Origin of the sequence: Lacticaseibacillus jixiensis (genome assembly GCF_042847315.1) — a bacterium.
Taxonomy (GTDB): domain Bacteria; phylum Bacillota; class Bacilli; order Lactobacillales; family Lactobacillaceae; genus Lacticaseibacillus; species Lacticaseibacillus jixiensis.
This window is the reverse complement of record NZ_BAAFPR010000002.1, coordinates 131,718-158,564: the sequence shown is the minus strand read 5'-3', so window position 1 is coordinate 158,564 and position 26,847 is coordinate 131,718. Positions and strand designations below refer to the sequence as shown.

The 26,847-nt window shown below is 52.7% G+C and carries 23 protein-coding genes and 2 tRNA genes; 16 read left to right on the top strand and 9 right to left on the bottom strand.

The features are described from left to right. Positions 1 to 781 precede the first annotated feature (781 nt). Positions 782 to 1,399, bottom strand: a complete 618-nt coding sequence (locus ACGG90_RS02145; protein WP_390405258.1) for an HAD family hydrolase — start codon at positions 1,397 to 1,399, stop codon at positions 782 to 784. 55 nt (positions 1,400 to 1,454) lie between these two features. Here ACGG90_RS02145 and ACGG90_RS02140 point away from each other — a divergent pair, with 55 nt between their 5' ends. The 5 genes from ACGG90_RS02140 to ACGG90_RS02120 all read left to right on the top strand — a co-directional run bounded on the left by ACGG90_RS02140 (position 1,455) and on the right by ACGG90_RS02120 (position 8,807). Beyond that, the gene (locus tag ACGG90_RS02140) at positions 1,455 to 2,573 is read left to right on the top strand and encodes an exonuclease SbcCD subunit D (protein WP_390405255.1); all 1,119 of its coding nucleotides are present in this window, start codon (positions 1,455 to 1,457) and stop codon (positions 2,571 to 2,573) included. A 1-nt stretch (position 2,574) separates the two neighbouring features. Then, a complete protein-coding gene (locus tag ACGG90_RS02135) occupies positions 2,575 to 5,679 on the top strand; it encodes an AAA family ATPase (protein ID WP_390405252.1) in 3,105 nt (1,034 codons plus the stop codon). Between the two features lie 95 nt (positions 5,680 to 5,774). Further along, on the top strand, positions 5,775 to 5,915 hold the full coding sequence (locus ACGG90_RS02130; RefSeq protein ID WP_390405249.1) for a hypothetical protein: 141 nt from the start codon (positions 5,775 to 5,777) through the stop codon (positions 5,913 to 5,915). 933 nt (positions 5,916 to 6,848) lie between these two features. Further along, positions 6,849 to 8,192: an Nramp family divalent metal transporter gene (locus tag ACGG90_RS02125; protein ID WP_390405246.1), complete on the top strand. Its 1,344-nt coding sequence runs from the start codon at positions 6,849 to 6,851 to the stop codon at positions 8,190 to 8,192. Between the two features lie 15 nt (positions 8,193 to 8,207). Next, complete coding sequence (locus ACGG90_RS02120) at positions 8,208 to 8,807, top strand: TetR/AcrR family transcriptional regulator (RefSeq protein WP_390405244.1); 600 nt, start codon at positions 8,208 to 8,210, stop codon at positions 8,805 to 8,807. Positions 8,808 to 8,850: 43 nt separating this feature from the next. On the opposite strand, the gene ACGG90_RS02115 is transcribed toward ACGG90_RS02120, so the two are convergent. The 3 genes from ACGG90_RS02115 to ACGG90_RS02105 form a co-directional block, all read right to left on the bottom strand. Then, positions 8,851 to 10,173 carry a PTS sugar transporter subunit IIC gene (locus ACGG90_RS02115; protein WP_390405241.1) on the bottom strand — a complete coding sequence of 441 codons (1,323 nt, stop codon included), beginning with the start codon at positions 10,171 to 10,173 and terminating at the stop codon, positions 8,851 to 8,853. A gap of 12 nt (positions 10,174 to 10,185) precedes the next feature. Further along, entirely contained in the window at positions 10,186 to 10,683 is a 498-nt protein-coding gene (locus tag ACGG90_RS02110) for a glycine/sarcosine/betaine reductase selenoprotein B family protein (protein ID WP_390405238.1), read from the bottom strand. A gap of 139 nt (positions 10,684 to 10,822) precedes the next feature. Then, positions 10,823 to 11,686 carry a DMT family transporter gene (locus ACGG90_RS02105; RefSeq protein ID WP_390405235.1) on the bottom strand — a complete coding sequence of 288 codons (864 nt, stop codon included), beginning with the start codon at positions 11,684 to 11,686 and terminating at the stop codon, positions 10,823 to 10,825. 97 nt (positions 11,687 to 11,783) lie between these two features. On the opposite strand from ACGG90_RS02105, the gene ACGG90_RS02100 reads away from it, so the two are divergent. Then, complete coding sequence (locus ACGG90_RS02100) at positions 11,784 to 12,653, top strand: LysR family transcriptional regulator (protein ID WP_390405232.1); 870 nt, start codon at positions 11,784 to 11,786, stop codon at positions 12,651 to 12,653. Positions 12,654 to 12,917: 264 nt separating this feature from the next. Here ACGG90_RS02100 and ACGG90_RS02095 read toward each other — a convergent pair whose 3' ends face one another. Continuing rightward, positions 12,918 to 13,601, bottom strand: a complete 684-nt coding sequence (locus tag ACGG90_RS02095; protein ID WP_390405229.1) for a type 1 glutamine amidotransferase — start codon at positions 13,599 to 13,601, stop codon at positions 12,918 to 12,920. Between the two features lie 80 nt (positions 13,602 to 13,681). Between ACGG90_RS02095 and mutY the strand changes: the two genes are divergently transcribed. The 4 genes from mutY to ACGG90_RS02075 all read left to right on the top strand — a co-directional run bounded on the left by mutY (position 13,682) and on the right by ACGG90_RS02075 (position 16,103). Next, positions 13,682 to 14,755: an A/G-specific adenine glycosylase gene (mutY, locus tag ACGG90_RS02090; protein WP_390405226.1), complete on the top strand. Its 1,074-nt coding sequence runs from the start codon at positions 13,682 to 13,684 to the stop codon at positions 14,753 to 14,755. Further along, a complete protein-coding gene (locus ACGG90_RS02085; RefSeq protein ID WP_390405223.1) occupies positions 14,752 to 15,345 on the top strand; it encodes an NAD(P)H-dependent oxidoreductase in 594 nt (197 codons plus the stop codon). Before mutY ends, ACGG90_RS02085 begins: the two co-directional genes overlap by 4 nt. After that, a complete protein-coding gene (locus ACGG90_RS02080) occupies positions 15,338 to 15,511 on the top strand; it encodes a hypothetical protein (RefSeq protein WP_390405220.1) in 174 nt (57 codons plus the stop codon). Before ACGG90_RS02085 ends, ACGG90_RS02080 begins: the two co-directional genes overlap by 8 nt. Before the next feature lie 70 nt (positions 15,512 to 15,581). Continuing rightward, a complete protein-coding gene (locus tag ACGG90_RS02075; protein ID WP_390405217.1) occupies positions 15,582 to 16,103 on the top strand; it encodes a DUF308 domain-containing protein in 522 nt (173 codons plus the stop codon). A 63-nt stretch (positions 16,104 to 16,166) separates the two neighbouring features. Here ACGG90_RS02075 and thiD read toward each other — a convergent pair whose 3' ends face one another. The 3 genes from thiD to ACGG90_RS02060 form a co-directional block, all read right to left on the bottom strand. Then, positions 16,167 to 16,988, bottom strand: coding sequence for a bifunctional hydroxymethylpyrimidine kinase/phosphomethylpyrimidine kinase (thiD, locus tag ACGG90_RS02070; protein ID WP_390405215.1), 822 nt, complete (start codon positions 16,986 to 16,988; stop codon positions 16,167 to 16,169). 61 nt (positions 16,989 to 17,049) lie between these two features. Next, the gene (locus tag ACGG90_RS02065) at positions 17,050 to 18,108 is read right to left on the bottom strand and encodes a hypothetical protein (RefSeq protein ID WP_390405213.1); all 1,059 of its coding nucleotides are present in this window, start codon (positions 18,106 to 18,108) and stop codon (positions 17,050 to 17,052) included. Beyond that, positions 18,108 to 18,947, bottom strand: coding sequence for an SbcC family exonuclease (locus tag ACGG90_RS02060; RefSeq protein ID WP_390405210.1), 840 nt, complete (start codon positions 18,945 to 18,947; stop codon positions 18,108 to 18,110). The genes ACGG90_RS02065 and ACGG90_RS02060 overlap by 1 nt, the downstream gene beginning before the upstream one ends. A 228-nt stretch (positions 18,948 to 19,175) precedes the next feature. On the opposite strand from ACGG90_RS02060, the gene ACGG90_RS02055 reads away from it, so the two are divergent. From ACGG90_RS02055 to asnB, 5 genes are all read left to right on the top strand, one after another. Then, a complete protein-coding gene (locus tag ACGG90_RS02055) occupies positions 19,176 to 20,345 on the top strand; it encodes an MDR family MFS transporter (RefSeq protein WP_390405207.1) in 1,170 nt (389 codons plus the stop codon). 970 nt (positions 20,346 to 21,315) lie between these two features. After that, positions 21,316 to 21,388: transfer RNA gene (locus ACGG90_RS02050), tRNA-Ala, on the top strand. 26 nt (positions 21,389 to 21,414) lie between these two features. Continuing rightward, positions 21,415 to 21,487, top strand: a tRNA-Ala gene (locus ACGG90_RS02045). Positions 21,488 to 21,556: 69 nt separating this feature from the next. Beyond that, positions 21,557 to 21,844 carry a type I toxin-antitoxin system Fst family toxin gene (locus ACGG90_RS02040; RefSeq protein ID WP_390405432.1) on the top strand — a complete coding sequence of 96 codons (288 nt, stop codon included), beginning with the start codon at positions 21,557 to 21,559 and terminating at the stop codon, positions 21,842 to 21,844. 188 nt (positions 21,845 to 22,032) lie between these two features. Continuing rightward, complete coding sequence (asnB, locus tag ACGG90_RS02035) at positions 22,033 to 23,991, top strand: asparagine synthase (glutamine-hydrolyzing) (RefSeq protein WP_390405204.1); 1,959 nt, start codon at positions 22,033 to 22,035, stop codon at positions 23,989 to 23,991. 54 nt (positions 23,992 to 24,045) lie between these two features. On the opposite strand, the gene ACGG90_RS02030 is transcribed toward asnB, so the two are convergent. Continuing rightward, the gene (locus ACGG90_RS02030) at positions 24,046 to 24,216 is read right to left on the bottom strand and encodes a hypothetical protein (RefSeq protein ID WP_390405201.1); all 171 of its coding nucleotides are present in this window, start codon (positions 24,214 to 24,216) and stop codon (positions 24,046 to 24,048) included. Between the two features lie 266 nt (positions 24,217 to 24,482). Here ACGG90_RS02030 and nrdD point away from each other — a divergent pair, with 266 nt between their 5' ends. Further along, positions 24,483 to 26,669, top strand: coding sequence for an anaerobic ribonucleoside-triphosphate reductase (nrdD, locus tag ACGG90_RS02025; RefSeq protein WP_390405198.1), 2,187 nt, complete (start codon positions 24,483 to 24,485; stop codon positions 26,667 to 26,669). Positions 26,670 to 26,847: the final 178 nt, after the last annotated feature.

Sequence of the window (26,847 nt, the reverse complement as noted above, 5' to 3'; positions counted from 1 at the left end):
GAGCTGTCGAGCGTACAGATGTCGTTTTCATGATCAAGCGCTTAGTTTGTATCAGTAAAGTATTGGATATTCGCGCAGCCTGACGTAGACCATAATCGTATCAGTCGTGAACTTAGCAATTCTCGGATCGGCCAGCGGTTGAATCAATTGGCTTTGGCCAATAGACGTAAAACTTCACAACTGAATCAAAAAAATGACCCAGCAAATTTTTGTTGGGTCATTTTTTGTAAGAAACACCTATCTGGGATAGGCGGTCCATTCGCTGTGCTTGATGGTTGTTTCAATTTCAAGCGTTAATGCACCGCTTCTGTTTCGCTGGTCCGGTTGCACGCGACAAATACACGATCAGCTTGCTGGCTATCGTGTATTTGTTAAGGCAGGCGCTTTATTTCTGATCTTCTCGTCTGCCAATCATTATTCATTTAAGTACCCAGCCTTCGTAAGCCTACTCCAGCTGAGGTGGTCGTGATACGGTCCTGTGGTACGCCCTGGCATTGCCCGTGGACTAGGTGACCGGGCTTCATAGCGCGCGCTCTGGGGGAACAGGCCACACTCCTGAGCAGAACTCATTCGTGCCAGACCGGCCTGTTTGGGGGTTTGGGGTACAGACAAGCTTGGCCTTCGTTCGTCTCCTCTCCCCTATGCGGTTGAGCAAGTATAAGATAACACTATCTCAAAACTAATGCAAGCGTTTTTCTAACCTTTTACAATCTTTACAATTGCCGCTTGCGGCAATCGAAAAACTCGGCGCGGCTGCCATCGCAGTTGCGCCGAGTTTTGATTATAATTGGAGTAAGTCTTGCGGCTGGTTCAAGGCGTAGGCGATCGGCGCCAGCTCACCGCTAGCAGCCGTGGTCCAAGTCGCTAAGGCAAAAGGCACCCCGGCATCTTTGGCAGCTTGCGAGTCGGTGATGGTATCGCCAACGTACACCGCGTGATCGACGCTGCCGTGCAGGCGCTCAAGGGCTAAGGTGATCGGATCGCCGAAGGGCTTGTTGCGCTTGGCATCATGGGCTAAGACGCAGGTGTCAACGTATTGGGAGAAGCCGAATTTCTCATCATCTGGCGCAAATTCCGCGGCGGCTTTGGACGTGACGATGCCCAGGCGATGGCCGGCTTGGCGCAATTGGCGCAAGGTGTCAGTCATGCCTGGAATCCAGTTGACACTGGCGGCGTAGGCTTTGGAGTCTTCGACCCAGTCTTGCACCAATGCCTTAGCTGCAGCATCACTGTAGCCTAGGCGTTGGGCAGTTTCACTGGAGGGGATGCCATTGGAGAAGGTCAAATCGGCGATTTCAACTTGTCGCCCGCGTTTGGCCAAAGCGTCTTGTAAGCCTCGCAGATACATCATTGGTGAATTGATCAAAGTTCCATCGATATCGAAGATAAACGTAGACATTAGCAGAGTCCTTTCTAGTTATTGCCTTTAGTATAACAAAGGGGAATTGTAAAACGTGAAAATTCTACACACCGCCGATTGGCATATCGGCAAGAAGCTTGCTGGTTTTGATTTAAGCGAAGACCAAGACGCGATTTTTGAACAGGTTGTCCAGGTGGCTCAACAAGAAGCCGTGGATGCGATCATTATCGCCGGCGACTTATACGACCGGGCGTTGCCTAACGAACAAGCCGTTACGATGGTCAATCGCATGCTGTATCGGCTTAATCGCGAGCTTAATTATCCGCTATTGGTGGTGTCTGGCAACCACGATTCAGCGGTGCGGTTGAACACTGGCCGAGATTGGTATCGCAGCACGCAGCTGTATTTGAATACGACTTTGGCGCAGGCGTTTAAGCCGGTGGTGATCGGCGACACGCAGTTTTTCTTGTTGCCGTATTTTGAACCGGTAGATGCACGGCTGTATTTTGATGACGATAGTTTGACCAATATCGCCAAGGCGATGGTGCCGGTAGTGGCTAAGATGCAAAGCTTATTTGACCCGAAGCTGCGCCATGTGTTGGTGGCGCATTTCTTTGCGGCAGGCAGTGATCATTCTGATTCCGAAACGCGCGTCAACGTCGGCGGCTTGGATGCCGTGGCGGTGGCAGATCTGGCACCATTTGATTATGTGGCGCTGGGTCATTTGCACAACCGCCACGCCTTAGACAGCGAGAAGATCCAATATGCTGGCAGCTTGTTGAAGTATTCGGTGTCTGAAGTCGACCAAACCAAAGGCGTGTATATTCTAGATACCGCAACGATGGCGCGCCGCTTTGTGCCGCTGACCCCTAAGCGCGAGGTGCAGCATCTGACTGACAGTTTTGCAAACTTAAGCGATTCAGCTTACGTGGCCAAGCTTGATCGTGATGCGTATACCGCCATCACCTTGACCGATACGGAAGTGATCCCCAACGTCATGGCCAGCCTGCGCGCCATTTTCCCGCAGGTGATCAGCTTGGATCGGCAAAAAGGCGTTCAGCTGGCCAAAACGCCGACCACAGTCGCCACCAAACTCGGTCCAATGCCGTTGTTGGAAGATTTCTTTGGCACCATGCAAGACACCGAAATGACCGCACAACAAGTGGCCTGGGCCAAGCAGGCCTTGGCAGCTGCCCAAAAGGATGGTGAATGAGATGCGCTTAGAACATTTGGCCATGCAGAATTTCGGCCCGTATCGCGACGAAGCCGTTGATTTTTCGGCTTTTGAAACGACACCGTTGTTTCTGATCAGCGGCAAAACCGGCAGCGGCAAAACTACCATTTTCGACGCGCTGGTGTTTGCGCTGTATGGCACGACTACCGGCGGCGAGCGCAGCGGTGCCGAAATGCGCGCCAATTTCGCTTCTGTTGATGAGCCGACAGTGGTGCGCCTGCGCTTCACTCATGGCGGCAAGACTTATTTGCTGACGCGCGCGCCGGAGCAATTACTTGCCAAAAAGCGCGGCAGCGGCTTGACCAATGTACCGGCGAAAGTCGCGCTGAAGATCTTGGTGGATGGCCAAGAAGTTGAAGAACTGACTAAGGTGCAAACTGTGCGCACCCGTATTCAAAGTCTGCTGCAGCTGGACGCCGATCAGTTTCGGCAAATGGTGCTGCTGCCGCAAGGGAAGTTTCGTCAATTCTTAGATGCCAACTCCGATGCCAAAGGTGCACTGTTGCGGCAGCTGTTCGGGACGGACTTATATGCGCGCTGGCAAGCGGCGTTAAACACCGCTGCCAAGAAAGAAACTGCGGCGATTCAGCAACAACAAGCCCGTTTGGAAACTTTGGCCAGCCAGTTTGACTATGGCGAGCTCACGCCGCCGAATCAAGCGACGATTGCTGATAAAGTGACCTTGATGCACCAGCGCCTGGCCGCTTTGGCTGCGCAATTGAAGGCGCAACAAGCCCAGGCGGCCGCCGCTAAAGCAGCCTACAGTGCCGCAAACACTGCGTATACAACCGGCGCCACTTTAGCAGCGGCGTTTGAGCGGCAAACCAATGCCCAAGCTGCCTTGGCTGAGCTGAAAGCAGAAGCGCCAGCCTTGGCGCAAGCCCAGCAGCAATTAACTGATTTAACCTGGGCCCATGAACAAGCGCCGCTGGTGCAAACCATCGCCAACAATCAAGCCACCCATGAGCAGTTAACCAAGCAGATCAGCCAAACCAAAGCTGATTTGTTGCGCGCTACGGCAGCTTTAGGCGCGGCCACCGATGCCGCTGCAGCGCTGCAGCAGCAAGCCCCGCGCATCGCCGCAGCGCGTGAAACTTTAAGCGGCTTGGCGGCAGTGCAAACACAATTGGAGCGCCAGCACCAAGCCCAAGTCGCCTTGGCAAAGATCCAAACGGCGGCCTCTGCGGCCAAAGCGCAAGCCAGCACCGCGACAAAGGCCGTTGAGGCGATCCAACAGCAAGTGCTGGCCAATCACCAAGCCCAGCAAGAATTAGCCCAAGCTGATCAAAGCGCGGCGCTGCAACAGCTTGAAACCTTAACTGCCGGCTTGTCCGCCACCGCCAAAACTTGGCAGCAAGCCACGCGCCGCGCGAAAGCTTTGCTGGCCAAACGCCCCAAGTTGCAGGATTCAGTGACTGCAGCCCAGCAAGCCGCTGCCCAAACCCAAGCGGCTTACACCAAGCTGCATGATGCGCATTTGAACAATCAAATCGCGGCTTTAGTGGCGCAATTGTCTGCAGATGCACCGTGTCCAGTATGCGGCAGTTTAGAGCATCCGCATCCTGCCCAAGTGCAAGCAACGCAAGCGGTGTCGCCAAGCGCCTTGCGCCAAGCCGATACCAAGCGGCAACAAGCCGCACAACAACTAGCAGACGCGCAAGCTGAATTGACCCAGCTGGATGAGAACGTCGCGCAATTTAACCAAGATGAGCAACAAGCTGCCGCATTGATTCAAGCCCAAGCGCAAGAGCAGGCGCAAGCATCGGCTCAAGCCACCTTAGACGCACTGCGCGCGCAGTTGATCGCGTTGCGGCAGACAGTGGCAGAACAACGCCAGCAGCAAAGCGACTTAATGCAAGCCCAACAAACGCTGCAAGCGCAATTGACAAAGGCCCAACAAAACCAACAAGCCGCCACTCAAGCGGCCCAAGCGCAAGCCTTAGCCCAAGCCGCAGCCCAAGCGCAGCTTGATGCGGCAACGTCGGCGTTACCACAAGACGCACCGACGCTTGATGAGCTGTTGGTCCAACAACAGCAGCTTAGCGAACAAATCAGCGCCTATGAACAAGCCATCGCCGACAACAGCGAGGCTCAAAACCAAGCGCGCACGCAACACACTCGCTTGCAAACGACTTTGCAAGATCATCAGCAGCAACAAAGCGGCTTAGCTAAGACCTTGCAACAAGATCAAGCGCGCTTGGCGTTGGCGCTGACCAAACACCACAGCAATGCGCAAACATTAGCTGCGTTATTGGCTGATCAAGCCCAGATCCCGCTTTTGCAACAACAACTGCAAGCAGCTGCCCAAGCCAAAGCCAAACAAAGCGCTTTACTTGAAGAAGCCACGCGCCAAATTGCCAACCGCAGCCAGCCGGACCTTGAGCAGCTGGCGGCGGCACGTGCTCAAGCAGACCAAGCAGCGACACAAGCTGCCCAGCGCGTCACCCAACTGCAAGGTCAAAGCCAGCAAGCGACGCAATTAGCCGAAACCATCGAAACGGAATTAGCCGCTAACCAAACCGCATTGAAATCCGCAGTCAGCTTGCAGAACTTAGCGGCCATCGTCAACGGCAACAACCGCCAGAAACTCAGCTTGGAACGCTATGTGCTGCGCGCTTATTTGCAACAAGTGCTGGTGGTGGCCAACAAGCGCCTGCAAGGCTTGTCTGACGGCCGCTATCAGCTGCAGCTGCACACCGATCCAGGCAGTTATCACAACGACTCCGGGCTTGAAATCGATGTTTATGATGATCAAGTCGGCGAGATCCGTTCAGTGCACACGTTGTCTGGCGGGGAATCGTTCATCGCCGCTTTAGCCTTGGCTTTGGCATTAGGCGAGGTGATCCAACAAACTGCCGGCGGCATCAGCATCGATGCGCTGTTTATCGATGAAGGCTTTGGTTCGCTGGACAGCGCCAGCCTCGACACGGCGCTGGAGGCGTTAGAAGCCATCGATGGCCAATCGCGCATGATCGGGATCATCAGCCACGTTGAGTCGTTGCAAACCGGCATCCCCGACCAACTGCGCGTGGTGCCAACCGGTGCTGGCGACAGCCATATCCAAGTGGTCCACTTAGGCCAATAACTTACATCCTTTGGCCAAAAGTGGTATAACTAAGTTGTCGAGAGAGAGCCAATTACCCCCTCAACTCTAATTCAAATGAATAAGAGGCGAGAACCATGGCAAAACTCAGTAAGCAAGAACGCAAGGCACTGATTCAAGAAGCAGAAAAGAAGCGTGCCGAACATCCTGTAAAGAAGACCGAGTCCGGATTTGCTACAATCGACCACGAGGCCGAGAAGCTCGAAAATGAGCGGTAAGCTACGGATGATTAGATCCTGTCGCGTGTAACTACGCGGCAGGATTTTTTTGTCCCCAGAGCGGAGTGGCGCGCTTTTAGCGGGTCGGGTAGCCTAGCTATCGGGCTTGAGGCGTTCTTTGCCTCGAGTTCGATAGCGTAGCTAACCGCACCCGCGTTGCGCCACGCAGCTCGACGAAGACCACAGTCGTATAAGGCGGGGACTTGATCAACGCGCGGTTTTGGTCAGGCCCGGGCAGGTATTGCTCCGGCGCGCGGTGCGGCAAGTCGGCGCAGGCGGTGCGGCCGTCTCCAACCGCGCAAAGTAAGCGCGTTTTCCGACTAACTTTTGAGCTTTGCGCTCGCCTGCGGCTCACCTTGCAAATCTCAAAAGTTGCCGCGATCAGCACAGCAAGCCTTGCACAGCCCGCAAGTCTCACTGTGCTGATCGTTTCACGGCCTGACCGGCTTGCCGCACCGCGCGCCTACGCAATACCTGCCCTTCGTATCTGGATCAAGATATGGCTAGTGCAGGGACAACTATCAGTTGGTCACAGATATCAACGAAATCGAAGTCAATCACCATTTACGATGATTATTCAATGTTTTGATAATGAATTGGCGCCAAGGTTACTTTGCTGTGAAAGTGCGTCACCTAGACACGGAAGTCTTGGGAATCAACAAATAAGCACACGCGATAATAAGATTTGCAGATGTTTAATTCATCCTCAACAATATAAAACTGAGAGCGCCGTCAACTGCCGCCTATGCCTTGTTATCAGCACTTATGCCAGAATGCATATTGTTTGGCTAGACTAAATTTTTTCTCAGAATCGAGCGATTGTGCTTGCTTTTCGCTGTACAGTCCGTAGAATGAACTATGGAAATAAAATTGAGTGGGCGCTCAATTTTTCAAGAGACACCGAATTCCAAACCTGAGGAAAGAGGTCATATAATGATCAAGAACGCAAACGAAGCACCAACGAGAAGCTTAGACGAGGTCAATGGCACCATTGAAGTCCCGAAGAATGCGGGATTCTGGAAGACATTAAGAGCCTTCACGGGACCGGGGATCTTGATCGCCGTGGGGTATATGGATCCAGGTAACTGGATCACTTCCATTGCCGGCGGCGCGCAATATAAATATCGCCTGTTAGCCGTGGTCCTGATTTCTAGTTTGATCGCCATGATGTTACAAGCCATGGCGGCTAAACTTGGCATCGTGACCGGTAAAGACTTGGCCCAATTGACGCGTGAACACACCGGCAAGCTTGGCGGGACGATTTTGTGGGTGATCGCAGAACTGGCGATCATGGCCACGGATATTGCGGAAATCATCGGTTCTGGGATCGCGATTCAGCTACTGTTTGGGATCCCTTTGATCGTGGGGATCATGATCACCGCTTTAGATGTGTTGCTGCTATTGTTGCTGATGCGCTTGGGCTTTCAGAAGATCGAAGCGATCGTGGCGACTTTGGTGGCGGTGATCTTAGTGGTTTTCGCTTATGAAGTGTTTTTAGCCAAGCCTGATATGGGCGGGATCATTCGCGGTTACTTGCCGTCTTCAAGCATCATCACCAACCACGGCATGTTGTATCTGACTTTAGGGATCGTGGGGGCCACGGTGATGCCGCATGATTTGTACTTGGGTTCATCGATTTCACAAACGCGTAAAGTGGACCGCAAGAATCGCAAAGAATTGGCTCAAGCGGTGAAATTTGCCACCATCGACTCCAACATTCAATTGTTCATTGCCTTCATCGTCAACTCACTGTTGTTGATCTTAGGTGCCGCATTGTTTTATGGCACGCATTCTTCCATGGGCCGCTTCGCTGATCTGTTTGCTTCCTTGAACAACCCGGCGATCGTTGGGGCCATTGCCAGTCCGGTATTATCCATGCTGTTTGCGGTGGCGTTGTTGTCTTCTGGGCAAAGCTCCACGATCACCGGCACCTTGGCTGGACAAGTGGTGATGGAAGGCTTTGTGCGCATCAAAGCCCCGATGTGGGCGCAGCGCTTGATCACGCGGCTGTTGTCGGTGACGCCGGTGTTGATCTTTGCGTTTATCTACCATGGCAATGAAGCCAAAATCGAGAATCTGCTGACGTTTTCGCAGGTGTTCTTAAGTATCGCTTTGCCTTTTGCAGTGGTGCCGCTGGTTATTTTCACCAGCAGCAAGCGCTTAATGGGCGAATTCGCCAATCGCACCTGGATTCGGATCTGTTCTTGGTTCGCCACGGTGGTGTTGGTGTTGTTAAACATTTACTTGATCCTGCAAACGGTGGGGATCGTTGCCTAATAGGAGGCGCAGTTCATGCACAAAGGCGAGCAGCAGCGCGCGCACTTGATCGATGTCGCTCGGGATCTATTTGCCGAGCAAGGCTATGAAGCCACAACCAATAAGGCATTGAATCAAGCAGCAGGCACCAGCGACGGCTTGTTGTATTATTATTTTCCGCATGGCAAACAAGACATATTAGACACTATTGTCAAAGAAGGCCTGATCCAACGCGTCGGCGAAGTTACAATCGACTTCTCTGCGGCAACCACGCGCCAGGAATTAAGCGAAACTTTGGTGGCGATGATCGCGCAAGTGTGGGGGATGTTCGCCCGCGAGGACAATTATCAGTCGTTTCTGATCACGGTGCGCAACCGCATGCTTTTGTCCAAGCACAATGCCAGTTGGCTGGAGCAATACACCAGCTTGTTGCAGCAGCGCATTGAAGCGGCTTTGGCGCAGGTGATGCCGACGCTAGGCTATCGCCAAGCACAAGCGCCGGTGTTGGCCAAAGTGGTGATCGCCTTGGTGATCACGCCGTTATATACCGAGTTGTTGTTAGGCAACCGCCGTGAATTAAGCGCAACTCAGAAAACGACGCTGCAAGAAGAAGTCGCCTTCATCTTGCATGATTAATCGCAAAAATCCCGCCAGGCGTGTCTGGCGGGATTTTTGGTGGTTAATCAACGTCTAAAGCGTCGAAGTCCAACTCGTCTGCGGCGGTTGGTTGACTGGCTTCTTCGCGCAAATATTGATCGTCCATCGTCTTGATGAACGGGTAATAAATCGCCACGCCAAGCACGATTTCAAACAGTTGCAGCACCGACCCGGTCCAGCTGCCAGTCGCCAGCCATCCGGAAATCAGCGGCGGCGTGGTCCAAGGCAGCATCACGCCGTTGGTGTAAGGCACCCAGCCGAAGCTCATCACCAGCCCTGAAATCAAGGTGTTGATCGTCGGCACCAAGATGAAGGGAATGGCGATGATCGGATTAAGCACCACCGGCAAGCCGAAGATGATCGGCTCATTGATGCCGAAGATCCCTGGCAGCAGCGACAATTTGCCTAATTCACGGATGCGCTTGGACTTGCACACCGCAAACATCACGATCAACAACGACAACGTGCTGCCGCCGCCACCATAAGTGGTGAAGATATCAATGAATGGCTGGGTGAAAATGTTTGGCAGCGCCATGCCGTCTTGGAAGGCCTTAAGGTTGTCTTGGGTCAGCACCATGAAAATCGGCGACCACACGGTGTTGGTGATCGACGGGCCATTGATCCCAAACGCCCACAGCAAGCTGGCCAAGAAGTTATACAACAACACCGAAGGCAAGGAATTGCCGACATGCTTCAGCGGCGCTTGCAACATGGTGTAGATAAAATTATAAGCGGTTTCAAAAGGTGATAAGGAAAAGATGATCCGCACCAAGAAGAAACACGTGATCACTAGCGCAGTCGGAATCAGCGCGTCAAAAGACTGACTTACCGCCGGCGGCACGCCATCAGGCATCTTGATGCGCCAATCGCGGCGTACGCAGAAGCGATACAATTCCACGGTGGCCAAGGCCACAAAGATCCCTAAGAACACGCCGTTAGCGCCAAGATACATGGTTTGCACGGCGCCATAGGTTTCTTTGCCAACCAGCATGGTCGTTGGCGTGACGATCAAGAAACCGACTAACGCGGCAAAAGCCGGGTGGATCGCTTGCAAGCCGCGGTTTTTGCCATAAGCATAGGCGATGGCGCCGGTGGACAAGATCCCGGTGAAACTAAACACCGCATTGGACACCGCAGAAAACCAAGTCTTCCAGTCTTCGCCTAAGATCCCGGTCCAGAAGTCGCTCCAGCCTGGGATCGGGAAGTTGCCGATCAGCAAGAAGATGCTGGTCACGATCAATAAAGGCGTGACGATCATGAAGCCGTCACGCAACGAGCGCAAGACGATGTTGTTGCCGAGTTTGATGGAAATCGGCATTAAAATCGATTCCAGTTTACGTTGCATGATGAGCCCTCCTTATGGGTAACAATAGCGGTCGATCGGCTGGCCAGCGACGTAATCAACACATGCTTGACCTAGGTCTTGCAAGGCTTGGGATAAGCCGGTGGCGCCTTTTTTCGGCAGGCGGATCAGCGGCAATTGCTGGGCGTATTGGGCGATGGTGGCGGCGTTGTTTTCTTGGGCTAAGGCGACTACGGCTTTGTGCTGGCTGCCGGCGCCTAGTTCACAAGCCATTTGCGCAAACGCCGGATCGTCAAAAGCCGGCCCCAACACCAACAGATCCGCATCGAGCTGGGCGGCCATTTTGTCGATTTTGGCGGCAACGGTGGCAGGAGCGGCTTGATAGTAAGCCGGGCCGCAATAGAAAGTTGCCACGACGGCATCTTTTGGCAACTGGCGCGCCAGCAGTTCGGCCACGCCTAGTGCAGCTTTGTTGCCGCCTAATGGTAAGTCGGCATGCTCTTTGCCGCCTAGCCCGGCTCTGATTTGGTCTAACACAACAATGACTCTCATCGCACATCACCTCGTTAATTTATGAAAGTAAATTTCTTCCTAACTTCATTGTGACAAAACGCTGGCAGTGATCGCAAATTTGAGCTTGCCATTTTGCAAAAAAATCCGCCTGCCATGGTGGCAAACGGATCTCAAAAGTTCATGAAGCCAGGCGCGCAGTCAACCACTCATGGCCAAAAACGCCTAAGAAAATCACCAAGGCGCCAAGCCATTGCAAGCCGCTTAGCTGATCACGCAATAACCACATCCCAAATCCTGCAGCAAACAGCGGCTCCAGTGAGAAAATCATGCTGATTGTCGTCGGGCTCAAGCGCTGTTGGCAATGGACTTGCGCCACGAAGCCAAAAGCTGAACACACAACCCCTAAGGCAATGATTGCACCCCACTGATCGATTGTTTGCGGCAAAGTCGGTGTTTCAAAACACCAACTAGCGATTAAGCCTTCGCCACCGGCGACGCCAAGCTGCAGGACACTCACGGCAAAGGTGTCTGGCAGGTGTTTGGTGATCTGCCCGGAGGCCAAGATATGTAACGCATAAAGCGCCGCGGTCAACAGGCACAATGCCGCGCCGCCGCTGATCATCAGCTTGCCATTGGTGACCAGCAGAAATAATCCTAAAAGCACCAACCCAGTCGCCGTCATGGCGGTAACACTAGGCAGGCGATGGGTGCTGATGGCCGTAAACAGCATCACAAACATTGCTGTGGTTGAAACCAGGAATCCAGCGGTGGTGGCAGCGGTGGTTTGTAAGCCAAACATCACGCTGGCAAATAAGGCAAACAGCAAGCTGCCTAACAAGAGACCGGCTAGCCACTGTTGACGATCAAGGTGGGCCAAGGCATGGGGGAACACGGCCCAAGTCACGATAAACGCGATGCCAAAGCGCAAGCCCACTAACATTAACGGCGACACCGCTGCTAATGCCACTTTCATCCACATGTATGATGCGCCCCAAGCCGCGACTACGGCGACCATCAAGGCGAACGCCCGTTGTTTATTCATCGTTAGACCTTCTTTCGTTGGTCTTTAGTGTATACTGGAGCGATACATTAGAAAAACGAATTCTGCTAATACAAATATAAGCAAAGGTGATGTAACGATGAATCGCTATTTAGTGTTTCTGGAAGTGGTCAATTGTGCCAGCTTCACCCAAGCCGCGCAGGTGTTGGGTTACACCCAGTCAGCAGTCAGCCAAATGGTGCAGGCATTGGAAGATGAATGCGGTGTGCGTTTAGTGAGCCGCTCCCGCCGCGGGGTCCGTTTGACCGCTGAAGGCCAAGAACTGCTGCCGTGGATCAAGCAGATGGTGACACAGTATCAGGTTTTTGAAGCTAAAGTTGAAGCGGTGCAAGGCCTAGTCGGCGGTGTGATTCGCATTGGTACAATCAGTTCGGTGACGCGGCAGTGGTTGCCAAAGTTGATCGCCGGCTTTGAGCAGATTTATCCGCAGGTACGCTTCGTGTTCCATCAAGGCGATTATGCGCTGAACCGTCAGTGGATCGAATCTGGCGAGGTGGACTTTGGCATTGTGACACCTAAAGCTGCGCCGATGCTTGAAACGATCCCATTTGGCCAAATGGCGATGCGCGCGGTGTTGCCGCCACACCACCGTCTGGCGCATCAGCCAGTGGTGTCCTTGAAAGAATTAGCCCAAGATCCTTACATCATGGTTGAGCAAGGTGATTATTCCGAAATGCTCAACGCGTTTGCAGCAGTTGGGATCACGCCCAATATTAAATTTAAAATTCACGATGATTACGCGATCATGGGGATGGTGGAAGCCGGCTTAGGCTACAGCATCTTGTCGACTGGTGTGTTGGCCCGCATGCCTTTTGACATCGTGCAGAAGCCAACGAACCCCGCTTTACAGTTGGACCTGGCTTTGGGGTTCAAAGACCGCGCAGCGATGCCATTGGCCAGTCAGCGCTTTGTCGAGTATATGCTAGCGCAGCGCCATGAACCGCTTTGATGAAAATAAGCCCGCTGCCTCTCGCGTTATGTTGAGGGGTAACGGGCTTTGTGTCGTCGAGCTGCGCAAAGCGACGGGCTTATCTGTAAGTCATGACGCCGCTTGGGCCAAGAGCGCCCAAACGTCATCTTGCCTTACAGACAGCCCTAGGCCCGCTTTGCTTCGCTTTGGTCGTCGAGCTGCGCAAAGCGACGCGGCGTGAGATAAGTCGTGACGCCGCCAAGGCCAAGAACGCCTTTGCGTCATCGCGCCTTATCTCCACCGCTAGGCCCGCTTTGCTTCGCTTTGGGTGATGTAGTCTAAGATGGCGTTGATGGCTTGTTGATTTGCGGCAGGCACCGGTTGCGCCAGGATATCAGCAGGGGTTTGGTGTAAGGCGGAGCCGGCGGTGTATTGGCCGTCGTTGGCCACCATGGTGCGGACGTTGTCGGCTAAGGGCTCTAAGTGGCATTGCAAGCCAACGATCTTATGGCGCATGACGAAGCCTTGGTTGGCTACCAAGTCGCTGGCAAACAGCCACTGTGCTTCTTCGGGGATGGCAAAGCGTTCTTGATGCCAATGCAAAGCCAGCAGCGTTTCTGGCAAGTTGGGAATCACCGTACTTTTGCGATAGATCTTGGCCCAGCCGACTTCTTTGGCTTCGGCGGTATCAACGGGATAGCCCAGCGTTTTGGCGATTTGTTGCGCACCAAAGCAGGCGCCAAACATCGGCTTGTCTTCATCCAGCAAAGTTTGGATCAAGGCGCGTTCTTGATGGATCCAAGGCAAATCGTCGTTGGGGCTCATTGGCCCGCCTAGCAACACTAACAGATCCAGTTCGTCAGCTTGCGGCAAGATGTTGAATTGATAAGGATGGTAAATCGTTATTTCATGATGGTGAGCAGCACTCCAAGCAGCGATCGCACCAGGGCCTTCGTTGGGGGTGTGTTGCAATACGGCAATGCGCATAAGCAGTCCTTTCTGACGATCCAATGTGACCGCCGTTAAGATAGTTGCATTCTACCACAAAATTCCCGTACACTAGCCATATGCAATGGACAGAAGAGAAGATCCGGGACTTTCGCCGGACATTATTAGATTGGTACGACCATAACCGCCGCGATTTGCCTTGGCGCAAGGATCACGACCCTTATCACGTGTTGGTCAGCGAGCTGATGCTGCAACAAACGCAAGTGGCCACCGTGATCGATTATTACCAGCGCTTCATCGCGCAGTTTCCGACGGTGGCGGATTTAGCCGCGGCACCAGAAGAAACGGTGATGAAAGCTTGGGAAGGCTTGGGCTATTATTCGCGGGCGCGCAATTTGCACAAGGCAGCCAAACAGTTGATGCAAGAGTATGCAGGCCAATGGCCGCATACGGCCAAGGAATTGCAGCAGCTGGCAGGGATCGGCCCTTATACCGCCGGGGCCATTGCCAGCATCGCCTTTAACGAAGTGGAACCGGCGATCGATGGTAACGCTTTTCGCGTGTTTGCCCGATTGTTTTGCGTGTCAGACGACATCGCACAGCCTAAGACCCGCCAAGTGTTTGACGATTTGATTCGGCAAGTGATCGACCCGAAGCGGCCAGGGGACTTCAATCAGGCGATCATGGATCTTGGCGCCAGTTACATGAAGGCCAAAGATCCAGACCCGGCACATTCGCCGGTGGCGGCATTTGATGAATCGTATCAAACTGGCCGTGTGTTGGATTTCCCAGTGAAAACCAAGAAGAAGCCGCCGGTATTGGTGCCGTATTACGCTTTGGCGATCCACAGCGAAGCCGGGTATTTATTTGTGCAGCGCCCCAAAGACGGGATGCTGGCGGATTTGTGGATGTTTCCGCTGGTGGCGCAAGCCGACTTGCCCCAGGTGACGCCTGCGGCTGCGGCCCAAGCCTATGCGCAAGTAGCTGGGGAGGTGTTGAACTTGCAAGATGCTGGGCTTAAGCAAGTCGTGCACACCTTTACCCATCGGCGCTGGCAGCTGACGATCCTGACTGCAGCGTGTGCAGAATTTGACGTTAAAGATATCGGCGGACGCTGGGTGCCGCAAGCGCAGATCCAAGACTTGGCGCTGCCTACCGTGCAGAAGAAATTACTCAATGAGGTGTTAGCTTGAATACATTGGTGATCGTGGCGCACCCGCAACTGGCCGATTCCACTACCCAAGCCTTCCTGCAAGAAGGCGCGCGCTTGGCACAGGCGACTTGGCGCACCGTTGAAACCGTTCAATCAGCCGACTTGCAAGCGGCGGATCGGGTATTGTTTCAGTTTCCGTTGATTTGGTATCAAGCCCCGGCCAGCCTCACCGCTTGGCTGGCTGACCAAGACCTGGCGCTTTTGGCCCATAAGGAATTCGGCGTGGTCGTCAATCTCGGCCGGCCGTTGAAAGATTACCAAGCCGGTGGCCGCGTTGGCGTCAGTCTTGAGGCCTTGTTAAGTCCGTTTGTCGCCTTGGCACATACGCAGCAAATGCAGTATCTGCCGCCTTTTGTCATTGCGCAATTTGCCTATTTAGATGAGCAAGCGCGCGGCCAAATGTTGGTGGCGTATCAACAATATTTAAGCCTGCCGCAGCCGCAACACTTCAACGATGAAGCGGCGTGGTGGCTGCAGCAGCTGCCGGCTGGCCCGCTTAAAGATGCGTTGCAAGCGCGGCAAGATCAGCTTGTGAGTTTGCAACAGGCATTGGAGGATGACAATGAATGACGAATGGTTGATGCAAGAAGCTAAGCGCCAGCAAACCCAAGCGACAACATTTGACCAGCAGGCCTTCTATCAAGAATTGGCGCGCTTCATCAAAGAACAGTCTAAGCGCATCGATCAGGCACAAGGCCGTTTGGATGGTGAGTTATGGGACCATACGCAGTGGTGATTTCCGCCGCAAGACCGACGCAATGCAGCAATAAAGCAGTTATGATAGAGGCACTAAAGGAGTGTTGAACATGGCAAAAATCACGTCTGCATTGCGCTCAGTTTGGCTGCGCAGCTTAGTGCTCGCTGTTGTCGGCTTGTGGTGGGTCGTCTTACCAGGAACAGTTTACAGTGTCATCAAGTGGGTCTTGGTCATCGGCTTGTTAGCTGAAGCGGCGCCGGCTTTGATCAACGGCTTGAAGGCTAAACAGGCGACTGGCAACGGCGGCTGGACATTGACGCGCGGCGTGAGCTTGGCGGTGGCGGCATTACTGGTGGCACTTTTGTTGAAGCCGGTGATCAGCATGCTGCCGGCGCTGATTGGGATCTTGGTGATCTTATATGGCATTGACAAGATCCGCAAAGCTCGAGCTGATCAGCGTTTCATCAACGTCAGCCCCTTGCCGCAGATCTTGTATGGGATCTTAGTGATCGTGGCTGGTGCAGTATTGTTACTCAACCCGTTTCATGCGGTGTTGGTGTTGTTTCAAGTCACCGGGGCATTGATGCTGGTGATGGCTGTGATGGAATTGGTCAATGCGCATAAGCATTAGTCACGCAAATATAGCCTCAAGCGGCTAATCACGCCGCTTGAGGCTATTATATTGCGAAAATGATCAGTATTTCGGTTCTACCAGCTCATTGGCCCAGTGGTTGATCGGGCCGAATTTATGGCCAACTGGAATCGAATGTTCAATCGCGTTATCCACGAAGGCTTTGGCAATGCGGATTGCCGATTCAATATCTTGGCCTTTGGCAAGTTCTGCGGTGATCACCGCGCTTAAGCTGTCGCCGGTGCCGTTCTTGCGCGTGGTTGGGAAGTAGGGGCCCTCCAGCCAGAATTCTTTGCCGTCTTCAAGCAGGATGTAATCGCGCACCGTGGTTTGTTCATCAGAATCATGGCGGCCTTTGATCATGACATTCTTGGCACCCATGGCGTGGATCGCTTGGGCGGCTTGTTTGATGGCGTCATCAGAATTGAGTTTCAAGCCGGTGAGGTGCTCGGCTTCATAGAAGTTGGGCGTGATCACATAAGCCAGCGGGATCAATTCGCGCTTAAGCGTATCGAATGCTTCGGTTTCCAACAACATGTTGCCATGCTTGGTGGAAATCACTGGATCAAGCACCAAGGGGCCGAAATCATATTTCTTCCAATTCTTGACCACGGTGTTGATGGTGGTGGAGTCGGCGAGCATGCCGGTTTTGGCAGCGCGAATATGCAAGTCAGCGGCGAGGTCATCGAATTGATGATCGATGAAGGACGTCGGCATGACCATCGAGTCGTGGATACCATAGGAATTGCCCGCGACGGCTGAAGTCAACACCAAAGTGCCATATGTACCGCGCATGAAGAAGCTGTGCAAGTCGGCTTGGGCGCCGGCAGAGCCGTCGGAGTCGACCCCTGCAATTGTTAAAACTTGTGGAAATTCATTAGCCATAGGACGAGTCCTCTTTTTTCTAATAGATTACTCATCATAATACTATCAATTGCTCAGAATATCAATTGAAGGCGCGTCTTTGCGGCAGGACTGCCTTCAACCATTCGCCTAGGAACGGATATTGATGATTCAGCTCCAAAACTTGTACGTCTGGATCCGGATAATGCAGACTGAGTGTATCATCATCAGCATTGCTGGTGACGGATAGTGCCTCATGGTTAGGCAAGGCCAATTCGTAGCTGCCGGCTTGTTTGCCTTGGCGCATTAAGATCGCGTGGTTGGAAGCAATGACGAATAATTCGTCTAAAGCCGGGGCGATTTCGCCGGCCCGGACCGTTACGGTTAGGGTCAAGGCGTGGCCAACCAATTCTTCTGGGATCGTGGTGGATGCCCAAGTAAAGGTCTTGCCATCGTTGCTGTCAGTGCCCAGATCCATCCAGTCGTGACCAGCATCGTCAAAGACATGGAAGCCAACCGCTGCGGCATCAGCCAAGTCTAAGCTGATACTGATATCACCGGCGGCATCAACATGCTTGGCGGCGGTGAGCTTGGTGGTGTTGTCGTATTTGGTCTTGAACGTCAAGCCGTCAACTGGTTGCAGCACCGTTTCATCAACCGTTTTGAAGGCGTAATCGGCATGATACAAGCCTTTAGTCAAGATGCTCAAAGCCGTCAGCTGGTTGTCGTCAAAAGCCAGCGGCGTATCGTCTTTGGCAGTGACTTGCAACAGGGTCGGCAGGTTCTTGGCCACCAAGCTGGCAGAATCCAACAGCGGTGAATCGATCACAAACAATGGCAAATTCTCATTGTCAGTTGCCAAATATGCCGTGATCTGGCTGTGGCCGCTGGAACGCAATTCCGGGGCGAACCATAAGCGCTCGGCGACATGCGGATGCAAGTTTGGTAAGGCGCGCAACGCTTCATGCAATTTGTCAGCCAACAATGCAGTATAACTGGTGGTCAAGGCTGCTGTGGCCGCTTCGTTTGAAGCGAAGATCGCCGAGTTGGTCAACTTGGCGAAGGCATCGGCGTATGACTCGGTGATTTTGATGCGGGCGTCTTTGGCCGACAAGGCGGTGGTGACAATGTTTTGAATGGCGGGATCTTGGTAGTTAAGCATCAGTTTTCCTCCTTCACTTCAAGCGCGCGCATGAAATCATCCTGGAGGTTGGCGAGGATGTTCTCAAATTGAGTGATCGAGCTATACGTGCCGATCACTGCTTGATATTCGTAACGCGTGATCGCAGCAGACACTTGCATGGCGCGCTTTTTGGCGTCGAATTCTGCGTCTGCGGCGGCTTTCGCGGCATCAAAGCGCTGCTTCAAGTCTGCTGGCGCTTGGCTGCGGCGCCGAGTGGGTTGGCTAGGCATTGGCGTGTCTTCTTCTTCATCGTCTGGATCGATGAAGTTCTTCAACAAGCCGCGCAGCGAACCGCCGCTAGTCGTCGTGCGGGTAGGCTGCGCCGGTGCTTCGACTTCGGCGGCTTCTAATTGGTTGTGCAAGTCGTTGACGCCGCGGTAGATGTCTTTGCGCAAAGCTTCAAGCTGATTGTCCAAGTAATGATCCGGGTCTTGGGCGAAGGCGTTAAGCTGCGGCATGATGTTGCGCTCTTCGGCGGTGGTTTGATCAATGGTGCGGGTAAAAATGCTCAACACCCCGAATTGGCGGCGATGGTACCAGTCACCAAAAAACACCCGGCCATCGTCAGAAACTTCAAAAAACGGCACATGGTCGCGCAAGAACACGACGAAAGCCTTCTGCAAGAAAGTGCGCAGTTCATCTTGGGCACCTTTGTCATAAGCTAAGATATAACCTGGGGTTTCAGAAACCTCCAGGCGTAAAGTGGAGGCTGTTTTATCGATACCTTGGTACAATTTAAACGTCGAGCGCTTGGCCCAGGCGTCTGCGAAATCATTAAAAAAAGATCGTTGGTAGTTTAAGCTGGATTCTACTGTCATCGGATTCACCTCTGCATGATTGCTGATAGTTCCAGTTTACCGCAACACTAGGCATTCGGGAACGCTTCCCGAACGATTCAAGCAAAAATAAACTTTCGATTAGATGAGTGTTTGCCAAAGTTCCATGAGAAATTGCCCATTCAGGTGTTTTCAAGCGCTGACGCTTAGTACACTAGAGGAAGCCAACGCAGCTTGTTGGCTGGCAAAATCGCGTAAGGAGGCGGCGTTATGCAACGGGACCACTTGCAGTTGAAGTGGCTATTTCTGGGGAGTTTGATCACCAATACTGGAATCAGTTTTATTTGGCCATTGACCACCATTTACATGCATGAGTATCTGCACGAATCATTAACGGTGTCAGGGATCGTGTTATTCATCAATTCTATGGCGACGATGACGGGCAATTACGTCGGCGGGCGCTTGTTTGACCGCTGGCGGCCATATCCGACGATTCTAGGCGGAATCGGTATTAACGTGGTGGCAACGTTATGTTTGACGCTGTGGCATGGCTGGCCGGCTTATCCGTTATTCTTGATCGCATTGGGCTTAGGCAACGGCGTGGTGGCCACGGGGATCAATTCTTATGCGACATTAGCCACCAGCCGCAAGCCTTCTTATGTGTTTAACGTGTTGTATTTCATGGCCAACTTAGGCTTGGTGATCGGCACGCTGGTGGTGGGTTTCGTGTTGCCGCTGGGGATCCAGTACATTTTCATGTTGGCTTGTGCGATGTTTGCGTTGTTCTTCGTGGTGGCGTGGCGGCAATTCAACGTGGTCAAACCCGTTGCCAAGCGCAATTCTGCCGCAGTCAAAGCCAAGCACACCCGCAAGCGCGCCAATGTCTTGTGGCTGTTGGCTTTGTTGTTTGTGACTTGGGTGGCCTATGAGCAGTGGCAATCCAATATTTCGGCGTTCATGTTGAGCTTGGGGATGAACGTGCGCAATTACAGTTTGGTGTGGACGTTGAATGCCGTGTTGATCGTGTGTTTCCAACCAGTGTTGACGATGCTGGATGATTGGCTGCTGAAACACTTGCGCGCGCGGTTAACGGTGGGCTTCTCGTTGTTTGCGGTGAGCTTTGTGATCTTGAGTTTTGCCCAGGCGTATTGGTTGTTCTTAGTGGCCATGGCGGTATTGACCATGGGCGAGATCTTGGCGCTGCCTGGGGTGTCGACTTATGTGGATCTGTTTTCACCAGCAGATGCGCGCGGGCGCTATCAAGGCGTGGTGCAAATGATCGCCAGTGCCGGCCGCGCGGTGGGGCCATTGATCGGCGCGCTGTTGATCGAAGCGACCAGCTATCATGTATTGTTTATCGGTTTGATTATCGGCTTGCTTTGCGTGAATGCGGTATTTACGCTGCAGGCGCGGCGTGCGGCGGCTTTGAAGAATCCTTAAGCTTGTGTTCACACTTTCTTCACAGGCGATGGTTACCATAAGGTTGTGAAATGAGTTCCCGCTTGTTTCACACCCCAACCCCATTTTCTATTCACTCCTCCAGAAGTGAACTGGCCGCAAGCCTCCCAAGCAAACGGCCAACCCCAAGTAGAGAGGCCGCCACCCCAGGCGGTCTCTTTTAGTACCCCAGAGCGCAGTGGCGCGCACTTAGCGGGTCGGGTAGCCTAGCTATCGGGCTTGAGGCGTTCTTTGCCTCGAGTTCGATAGCGTAGCTAACCGCACCCGCGTTGCGCCACGGAGCTCGACGAAGACCCCAGAGCGCAGTGGCGCGCACTTAGCGGTGGATATAAGGCGGGATGACGTTTGGGCGTACTTGGCCCAAGCGGCGTCACGACTTATATCACGCCGCGTTGCGCCACGGAGCTCGACGAAGCCCACAGTCGTATAAGGCGCGGACCTGGCAAAGCCCGGCCAGGTGCTGCTTCGGCGCGTGGTGCGGCAAGCCGGCGCAGGCGGTGCGGCCGGCTGCAACCGCGCTGAGAAGCGCGCGTTTTCCGCCTAACTTTTGAGCTTTGCGCTCGCTGGCGCTCGCCTTGCAAATCTCAAAAGTTGCCGCGATCAGCACAGTAAGCCAAGTACAGCCCGCTTGTCTTACTGTGCTGATCGTTTCACGGCCTGACCGGCTTGCCGCACCACGCGCCTGCGCACCACCCCGGCCTACAGCAGTCGAATCAGGATAGTAGATCGTGCAGTAAACCAAATCTAAGAGATCATAGATGGATGTTAGCGATAAATTCAGTAGCTAGTGATCAGTAATCACGCTGCATTCACAATTAAAGTATTGGTTTAAATGTCGGAAACGGAGTGGCGATCCGATCGCGAAACCGTTCGATCTTGGCGATGGACGAATCCGGCTGAAAAAAAGCCTTTACAACTGGCATAGGCCTCGATACAATTAACTTTGTGTTTTGGGTCCGTAGCTCAGCTGGGAGAGCGCTGCCTTCGCATGGCAGAGGTCGAGAGTTCGAATCTCTTCGGATCCATTGTTAACAATTAAATAGATCATCCCGGGTCCGTAGTTCAGTTGGGAGAACGCCTGCATGGCATGCAGGAGGTCGCGTGTTCAAGTCACGTCGGATCCAGAGTGTGAAACATTAGCGGTGTCATGAAGCTTATTCAAGCTTGTGGTACCGCTATTTTTGTTGCAGTTAATGCATGCAGTATCTGAGCGCAAAAAAAGCCGCACAGCTTGCGGACTGTGCGGAATGTGGCAACATGCCAGCTTTCAATCTGACTTTAGTTTAACACCGCTAGACGTTCCGGGCAACTGCCAGCCTTTCCCTTTGGTGCGTTATGTCGTCCGCAAGCGCCTTGCGAACGCGATACCGCGCCAAAAGGTGGTGGTAAACATGTCAACTTTCGATCGAGCGATTATCGCGCCCCTACTTGTCGGTGTGATCTTACTTATGGTAGACCACTGGCTAGACGGCCACAAGTAGGTTAAGTAGCGGCAGCGCCTAGCAGTTTGGTACTAGGGTGTCATCTTCTTGCGGGGATGACGCCTTTTTACATTTGCTGTTTCTTGTACTTTGTGTAAACTCAGCCGGGAGTGCTTGACACTGTCGGCTTTTTTCCATACTCTGATAACAGTTTATGTTACTGGCAATGGCTGGAGGAGATAGCACACATGTGTGGAATTATTGCGTTTAATGACCCGACGGTGCTGGATAAAGAAGCAACCATCGAAGCGATGATGGAGATGATCCGGCATCGCGGGCCCAATATCGAAGGCGGCGGACATTACATTAATGATGAAGTCGCGCTTGGCTTTTGCCGCTTGAGTATCATCGATTTAGGCGGTGGCGGTCAGCCGATTTATAACGAAGATGGCACCATCGTCATCACCTTCAATGGTGAGATCTATAACTTCCAACCGTTGCGCGACGAATTGATTGCCGCAGGGCACGTGTTCAAGACCCATGCTGACACTGAAGTCTTGTTGCACGGTTATGAAGAATGGGGCATGGCAGGCACGTTGAATCGCGTGCGCGGGATGTTTGCTTACTTGATCTATGACGAAAACAAGCACGCCATGTTTGGTGCGCGGGACTTCTTTGGCATCAAACCCATGTATTATTACCAAAATGGCGACACCTTCATTGTCGGCAGTGAGATCAAGGCGTTCTTGAAGCATCCCCACTTCAAGAAGGAACTCAACAAAGAAGCCTTGAAGCCGTATCTGATGAACCAATACAACGACTTAGACGAAACCTTCTTCAAAGGCGTCTACCGCTTCCCAGCAGGTCATTGGTTCGAATTCAAAGACAACCAAATGAACATCCACGAATATTGGGATGCCAAATACGAACTTAACCAAGACCGCTCTGAAGCCGACACCATCGATGCCATTGACAAAGAAGTGGTGGATTCCATCAAGCTGCACAACGTTGCCGATGTGCCGGTGGGCAGCTTCTTGTCAGAAGGGGTCGATTCAAGTTATGTCACCACGGTATTGAAGCCGCATGAAGTGTTCTCGGTGAACTTTGACAACGGGCCGTTTGATGAAGCCAGTGTCGCGCGCGGTTTGGCTGAACAGAATGGGTTGAACTTCAACGTTGAAACTGTCGACGGCGATGAAGCGTTCCATGATTTTGCCGAGATGCAATATCATATGGATGAACCAGATGCCAATCCGTCAGTGATCCCGCTTTGGTACTTATGCCGCTTGGCGCGCAAGAAAGTCACCGTCGCCTTGTCTGGTGAAGGTGCTGACGAATTATTCGCCGGTTACGTTAACTACGGCATGCACACCAAGAAGCAAGTGATCCGCGTGTTCGCCAACTCCTTGCACAAATTGCCGCGCGGGATCCGCTACAGCTTAGGCCGCGGCATCAAGCACTTGCCGGCTTTCCCAGGCAAGGTGCATTTGTACACTTGGACCGCCAAGCCTTCTGAATATTACGTCGGCGAAGCCTTTATTTACGATCCAAGTCAGCCGACTATTTTTACCAGCGATCAAGCCAACGGCATCTTACAAGCCGATTACCAGAATGACTTGACTGTCAATGGCATCTACCAGAAGGACTTCGCCAAGGTTGAATCGGCAGAAGACCTCAAGCAGATGCAATACATTGATTTGCATCACTTCATGTTAAACGACATCTTGCAAAAAGCCGACAAGATCTCCATGGCGCATTCTTTGGAACTGCGCGTGCCGTTCTTGGATCGCAAAGTGGCGGAATTGGCCAACACCATTCCCAGCCGCATGCTGTTGAACCCTAACGGCAGCAAGTGGGCCTTCCGCAAGGCTGCTGAGAAGCACCTGCCGGAAGACTTCGCCAAGCGGCCGAAATTGGGCTTTCCAGTGCCGGTGAAGACTTGGCTGCGCGAAGCCAAGTATTGCAACGTGGTGAAGGCGTTGTTTGAAGAAGATTGGGTCAGCGAGTTGTTTGACCAACAGAAGATCTTGCAGCTGCTGCAAGATAACTTCGATCAGAAGACTGACGGCCGCCGCCAGATTTGGGTCTTGTATACCTTCTTGTTGTGGTACAAGATGTACTTCATCGAATGGGACAAAACCGTTGAGAAATATGCCCATGTCCAACCTGACGTGGCCAAATTAATGGCCAGCGGCAAGCTGGTCTAAGCACACAAAAAGCGCCGTGAAACTGCATTGCAGTTTCACGGCGCTTTTGTCGGCTTAACGTTTGGCGAGGTAATTCTGATAGACCCAATATAAGACGCCCACGATCACGACGAACAACACCAGTTTAACGATCAAGCTGAGGATGCCGGCAACGAATGGCAACAGGATCAAGGCGATCACAGCGATAATGATCCAGGTGAGGATCTGTTTGGTTTTAGCGTTCATTAGCGTAAGACTCCTTACAGGATTCGGGATTTGTTGGTTTTAGTGTACCGCAAATTCCGGACGTTCGGGGCCCAAAAGGGTAAAATCAGGCTTAAGACTGACGGTAAACCCGAAAGACAGAAATCGACAAGTACACCATATCTAGGACGAAAAAGGCCAATTTTTTGGTTTATCCACAACATATAGGCCCATATCGTGGTATGATATAGACATCAATCAAGCGGAGGTTGCCATACGGCCTCCGCTTATCACGTGGAGGCATTTTCATGATCGACATTAAAGTCAAACTCAACATCAAGAAGCGCGATGGGCGCATCGTCGACTTCGACCAACAAAAGATCACGCGCGCCATCACCAAGGCGGCAGCTTCAGTGACCAACCCGCTGTCACCAACGGATTATCATACCATTGACGCCATTTCTGATGACGCAGTGGCGACTTTGTGCGACCGCTTCGACAAAGATGTGCGCATCGCCGAGGTCCAATCTGTGGTCGAAGAAGCGATCTTAAACGCGCATCAATATGACTGGGGCAAAGCCTACACCGACTATCGCATGCAGCGCGATATCGAACGGGCCAAGAAAGCCGACGTCAACTACAACGTCCAGAAGCTGATCGATCGCGATTCGACGGTCGTTCATGAGAATGCCAACAAAGACTCCCGCGTCTTCTCCACTCAGCGTGACTTGACCGCTGGTGCGGTGGCCAAGGCCATGGGCTTGCAGATGCTGCCGCCGGAAGTGGCCAACGCCCATATGCGCGGCGACATCCATTGGCATGACTTGGATTACACACCGTTCATGGCGGAAACCAACTGCTGTTTGATCGACTTCAAAGAAATGCTCAATCACGGCTTTGTCATCGGCAATGCCGAAGTAGAACCGGCCAACTCCATTCAAGTGGCCGTCACCCAAATGACGCAGATCATCGCCAATGTGGCTTCCAGCCAATATGGCGGCTGCTCCAGTGACCGTACCGATGAAGTGCTGGCGCCTTTTGCCGAGAAGAACTACCAGAAGCACTTGGTTGAGGCCGCTGAATTGACTGACGATCCGGCCAAGCAAGACACTTACGCCAAGCGCCGCACCAAGAAAGACATCTTAGACGCCTTACAAACCTTGGAATACCAAGTCAACACCTTGTATTCTACGCAAGGCCAGACGCCTTTTGTCACGGTTGGCTTCGGGCTGGGCACCAACTGGATCGAACGCGAAATTCAAAAGGACATCTTGAAGATCCGCATCGGCGGCTTAGGCAAGGAGAAACGCACCGCGATTTTCCCGAAGCTGGTGTTCACGTTGAAGCGCGGCTTAAACTTGAACCAAGGCGATCCTAACTACGACATCAAGGAATTAGCCGTGGAATGTGCCACTAAGCGCATGTACCCTGACGTCTTGTCTTATGACAAGATCGTTGAACTCACTGGTTCTTTCAAGGCGCCAATGGGCTGCCGCAGCTTCTTGCAAGGCTGGAAGGATCCAGAAACCGGCAAAGAAGTCAACGCCGGGCGCATGAATTTAGGTGTGATCACCTTGAACCTGCCGCGTATCGCTATGGAGTCCAAAGGCGACAAAGACAAGTTCTGGAAGATTTTAGAAGCTCGCTTGAAGATCTGCAAAACCGGTTTGGTTTACAAAGTTGAGCGCGCTAAGGAAGCTACCCCTGAATCTGCGCCGATTCTGTATAAGTATGGCGCATTCGGCAAGCGCTTGGCTGATGATCAGAAAGTCGATGAAGTCTTCAAGAACTCTCGCGCCACGGTTTCATTAGGCTACATTGGTTTGTATGAAGTCGGCACGGTGTTTTATGGCCCAGAATGGGAGAAGAACCCAGAAGCCAAGCAATTCACCATTGATGTGGTCAAGGATCTATACGACCACTGTGTGGATTGGGAGAAGCAATACGGCTATCACTTCTCAGTTTACTCAACGCCTAGCGAATCGCTGACTGACACTTTTGCCCGCGCCGATAAGAAGCGCTTTGGTGTGGTCAAAGACATCACCGATAAAGACTACTACACCAACTCTTTCCACTACGACGTACGCAAGCAGCCGACGCCGTTTGAGAAGTTGGACTTCGAGAAGGATTACCCGAAGTATTGTTCCGGCGGTTTCATCCACTACTGCGAATACCCGAATTTGAAGCAGAATCCTAAGGCTTTGGAAGCCGTCTGGGATTATGGCTATGATCGTGTCGGCTATCTTGGCACCAACACGCCAATCGATCAGTGCTTCGAATGCGGCTTCAAAGGTGAATTCAAAGCCACGGAAAAAGGCTACGAATGTCCACAATGCGGCAACCACAACCCAGACACTTGTGATGTGGTCAAGCGCTTATGCGGCTACTTGGGCAACCCGAACAAGCGCCCAATGGTTCATGGTCGGCAAGAAGAGATCATCCATCGCAAGAAGCATATGAGCTTAGGCAACGACCACTTGGCCGGTCAAGCTTAATCGAAATCGTTGAGCCGCGCGCTTTAAAAGTGCGTGGCTTTTTGTTTGCGCCGCCGCTGGCTCCACGCCGCGCAGCGATACCTGTCCGGCAGCCGCTATGCCGACTGCGGCATAACGACACGCAAGCTGTGTATCTTCACACATGTAACCGTTAGCAGTAAACTTAAAGTGTACCGTG

Coding starts and splice junctions, on each gene's coding strand:
- ACGG90_RS02145 (WP_390405258.1), bottom strand. CDS start 1,399: ATGTCTACGTTTATCTTCGATATCGATGGAACTTTGATCAATTCACCA.
- ACGG90_RS02115 (WP_390405241.1), bottom strand. CDS start 10,173: ATGCAACGTAAACTGGAATCGATTTTAATGCCGATTTCCATCAAACTC.
- ACGG90_RS02105 (WP_390405235.1), bottom strand. CDS start 11,686: ATGAATAAACAACGGGCGTTCGCCTTGATGGTCGCCGTAGTCGCGGCT.
- ACGG90_RS02060 (WP_390405210.1), bottom strand. CDS start 18,947: ATGACAGTAGAATCCAGCTTAAACTACCAACGATCTTTTTTTAATGAT.
- ACGG90_RS02135 (WP_390405252.1), top strand. CDS start 2,575: ATGCGCTTAGAACATTTGGCCATGCAGAATTTCGGCCCGTATCGCGAC.
- ACGG90_RS02110 (WP_390405238.1), bottom strand. CDS start 10,683: ATGAGAGTCATTGTTGTGTTAGACCAAATCAGAGCCGGGCTAGGCGGC.
- ACGG90_RS02075 (WP_390405217.1), top strand. CDS start 15,582: ATGGCAAAAATCACGTCTGCATTGCGCTCAGTTTGGCTGCGCAGCTTA.
- thiD (WP_390405215.1), bottom strand. CDS start 16,988: ATGGCTAATGAATTTCCACAAGTTTTAACAATTGCAGGGGTCGACTCC.
- ACGG90_RS02065 (WP_390405213.1), bottom strand. CDS start 18,108: ATGCTTAACTACCAAGATCCCGCCATTCAAAACATTGTCACCACCGCC.
- mutY (WP_390405226.1), top strand. CDS start 13,682: ATGCAATGGACAGAAGAGAAGATCCGGGACTTTCGCCGGACATTATTA.
- ACGG90_RS02130 (WP_390405249.1), top strand. CDS start 5,775: ATGGCAAAACTCAGTAAGCAAGAACGCAAGGCACTGATTCAAGAAGCA.
- ACGG90_RS02055 (WP_390405207.1), top strand. CDS start 19,176: ATGCAACGGGACCACTTGCAGTTGAAGTGGCTATTTCTGGGGAGTTTG.
- ACGG90_RS02125 (WP_390405246.1), top strand. CDS start 6,849: ATGATCAAGAACGCAAACGAAGCACCAACGAGAAGCTTAGACGAGGTC.
- ACGG90_RS02040 (WP_390405432.1), top strand. CDS start 21,557: ATGCATGCAGTATCTGAGCGCAAAAAAAGCCGCACAGCTTGCGGACTG.
- ACGG90_RS02095 (WP_390405229.1), bottom strand. CDS start 13,601: ATGCGCATTGCCGTATTGCAACACACCCCCAACGAAGGCCCTGGTGCG.
- ACGG90_RS02030 (WP_390405201.1), bottom strand. CDS start 24,216: ATGAACGCTAAAACCAAACAGATCCTCACCTGGATCATTATCGCTGTG.
- ACGG90_RS02120 (WP_390405244.1), top strand. CDS start 8,208: ATGCACAAAGGCGAGCAGCAGCGCGCGCACTTGATCGATGTCGCTCGG.
- ACGG90_RS02080 (WP_390405220.1), top strand. CDS start 15,338: ATGAATGACGAATGGTTGATGCAAGAAGCTAAGCGCCAGCAAACCCAA.
- ACGG90_RS02100 (WP_390405232.1), top strand. CDS start 11,784: ATGAATCGCTATTTAGTGTTTCTGGAAGTGGTCAATTGTGCCAGCTTC.
- asnB (WP_390405204.1), top strand. CDS start 22,033: ATGTGTGGAATTATTGCGTTTAATGACCCGACGGTGCTGGATAAAGAA.
- nrdD (WP_390405198.1), top strand. CDS start 24,483: ATGATCGACATTAAAGTCAAACTCAACATCAAGAAGCGCGATGGGCGC.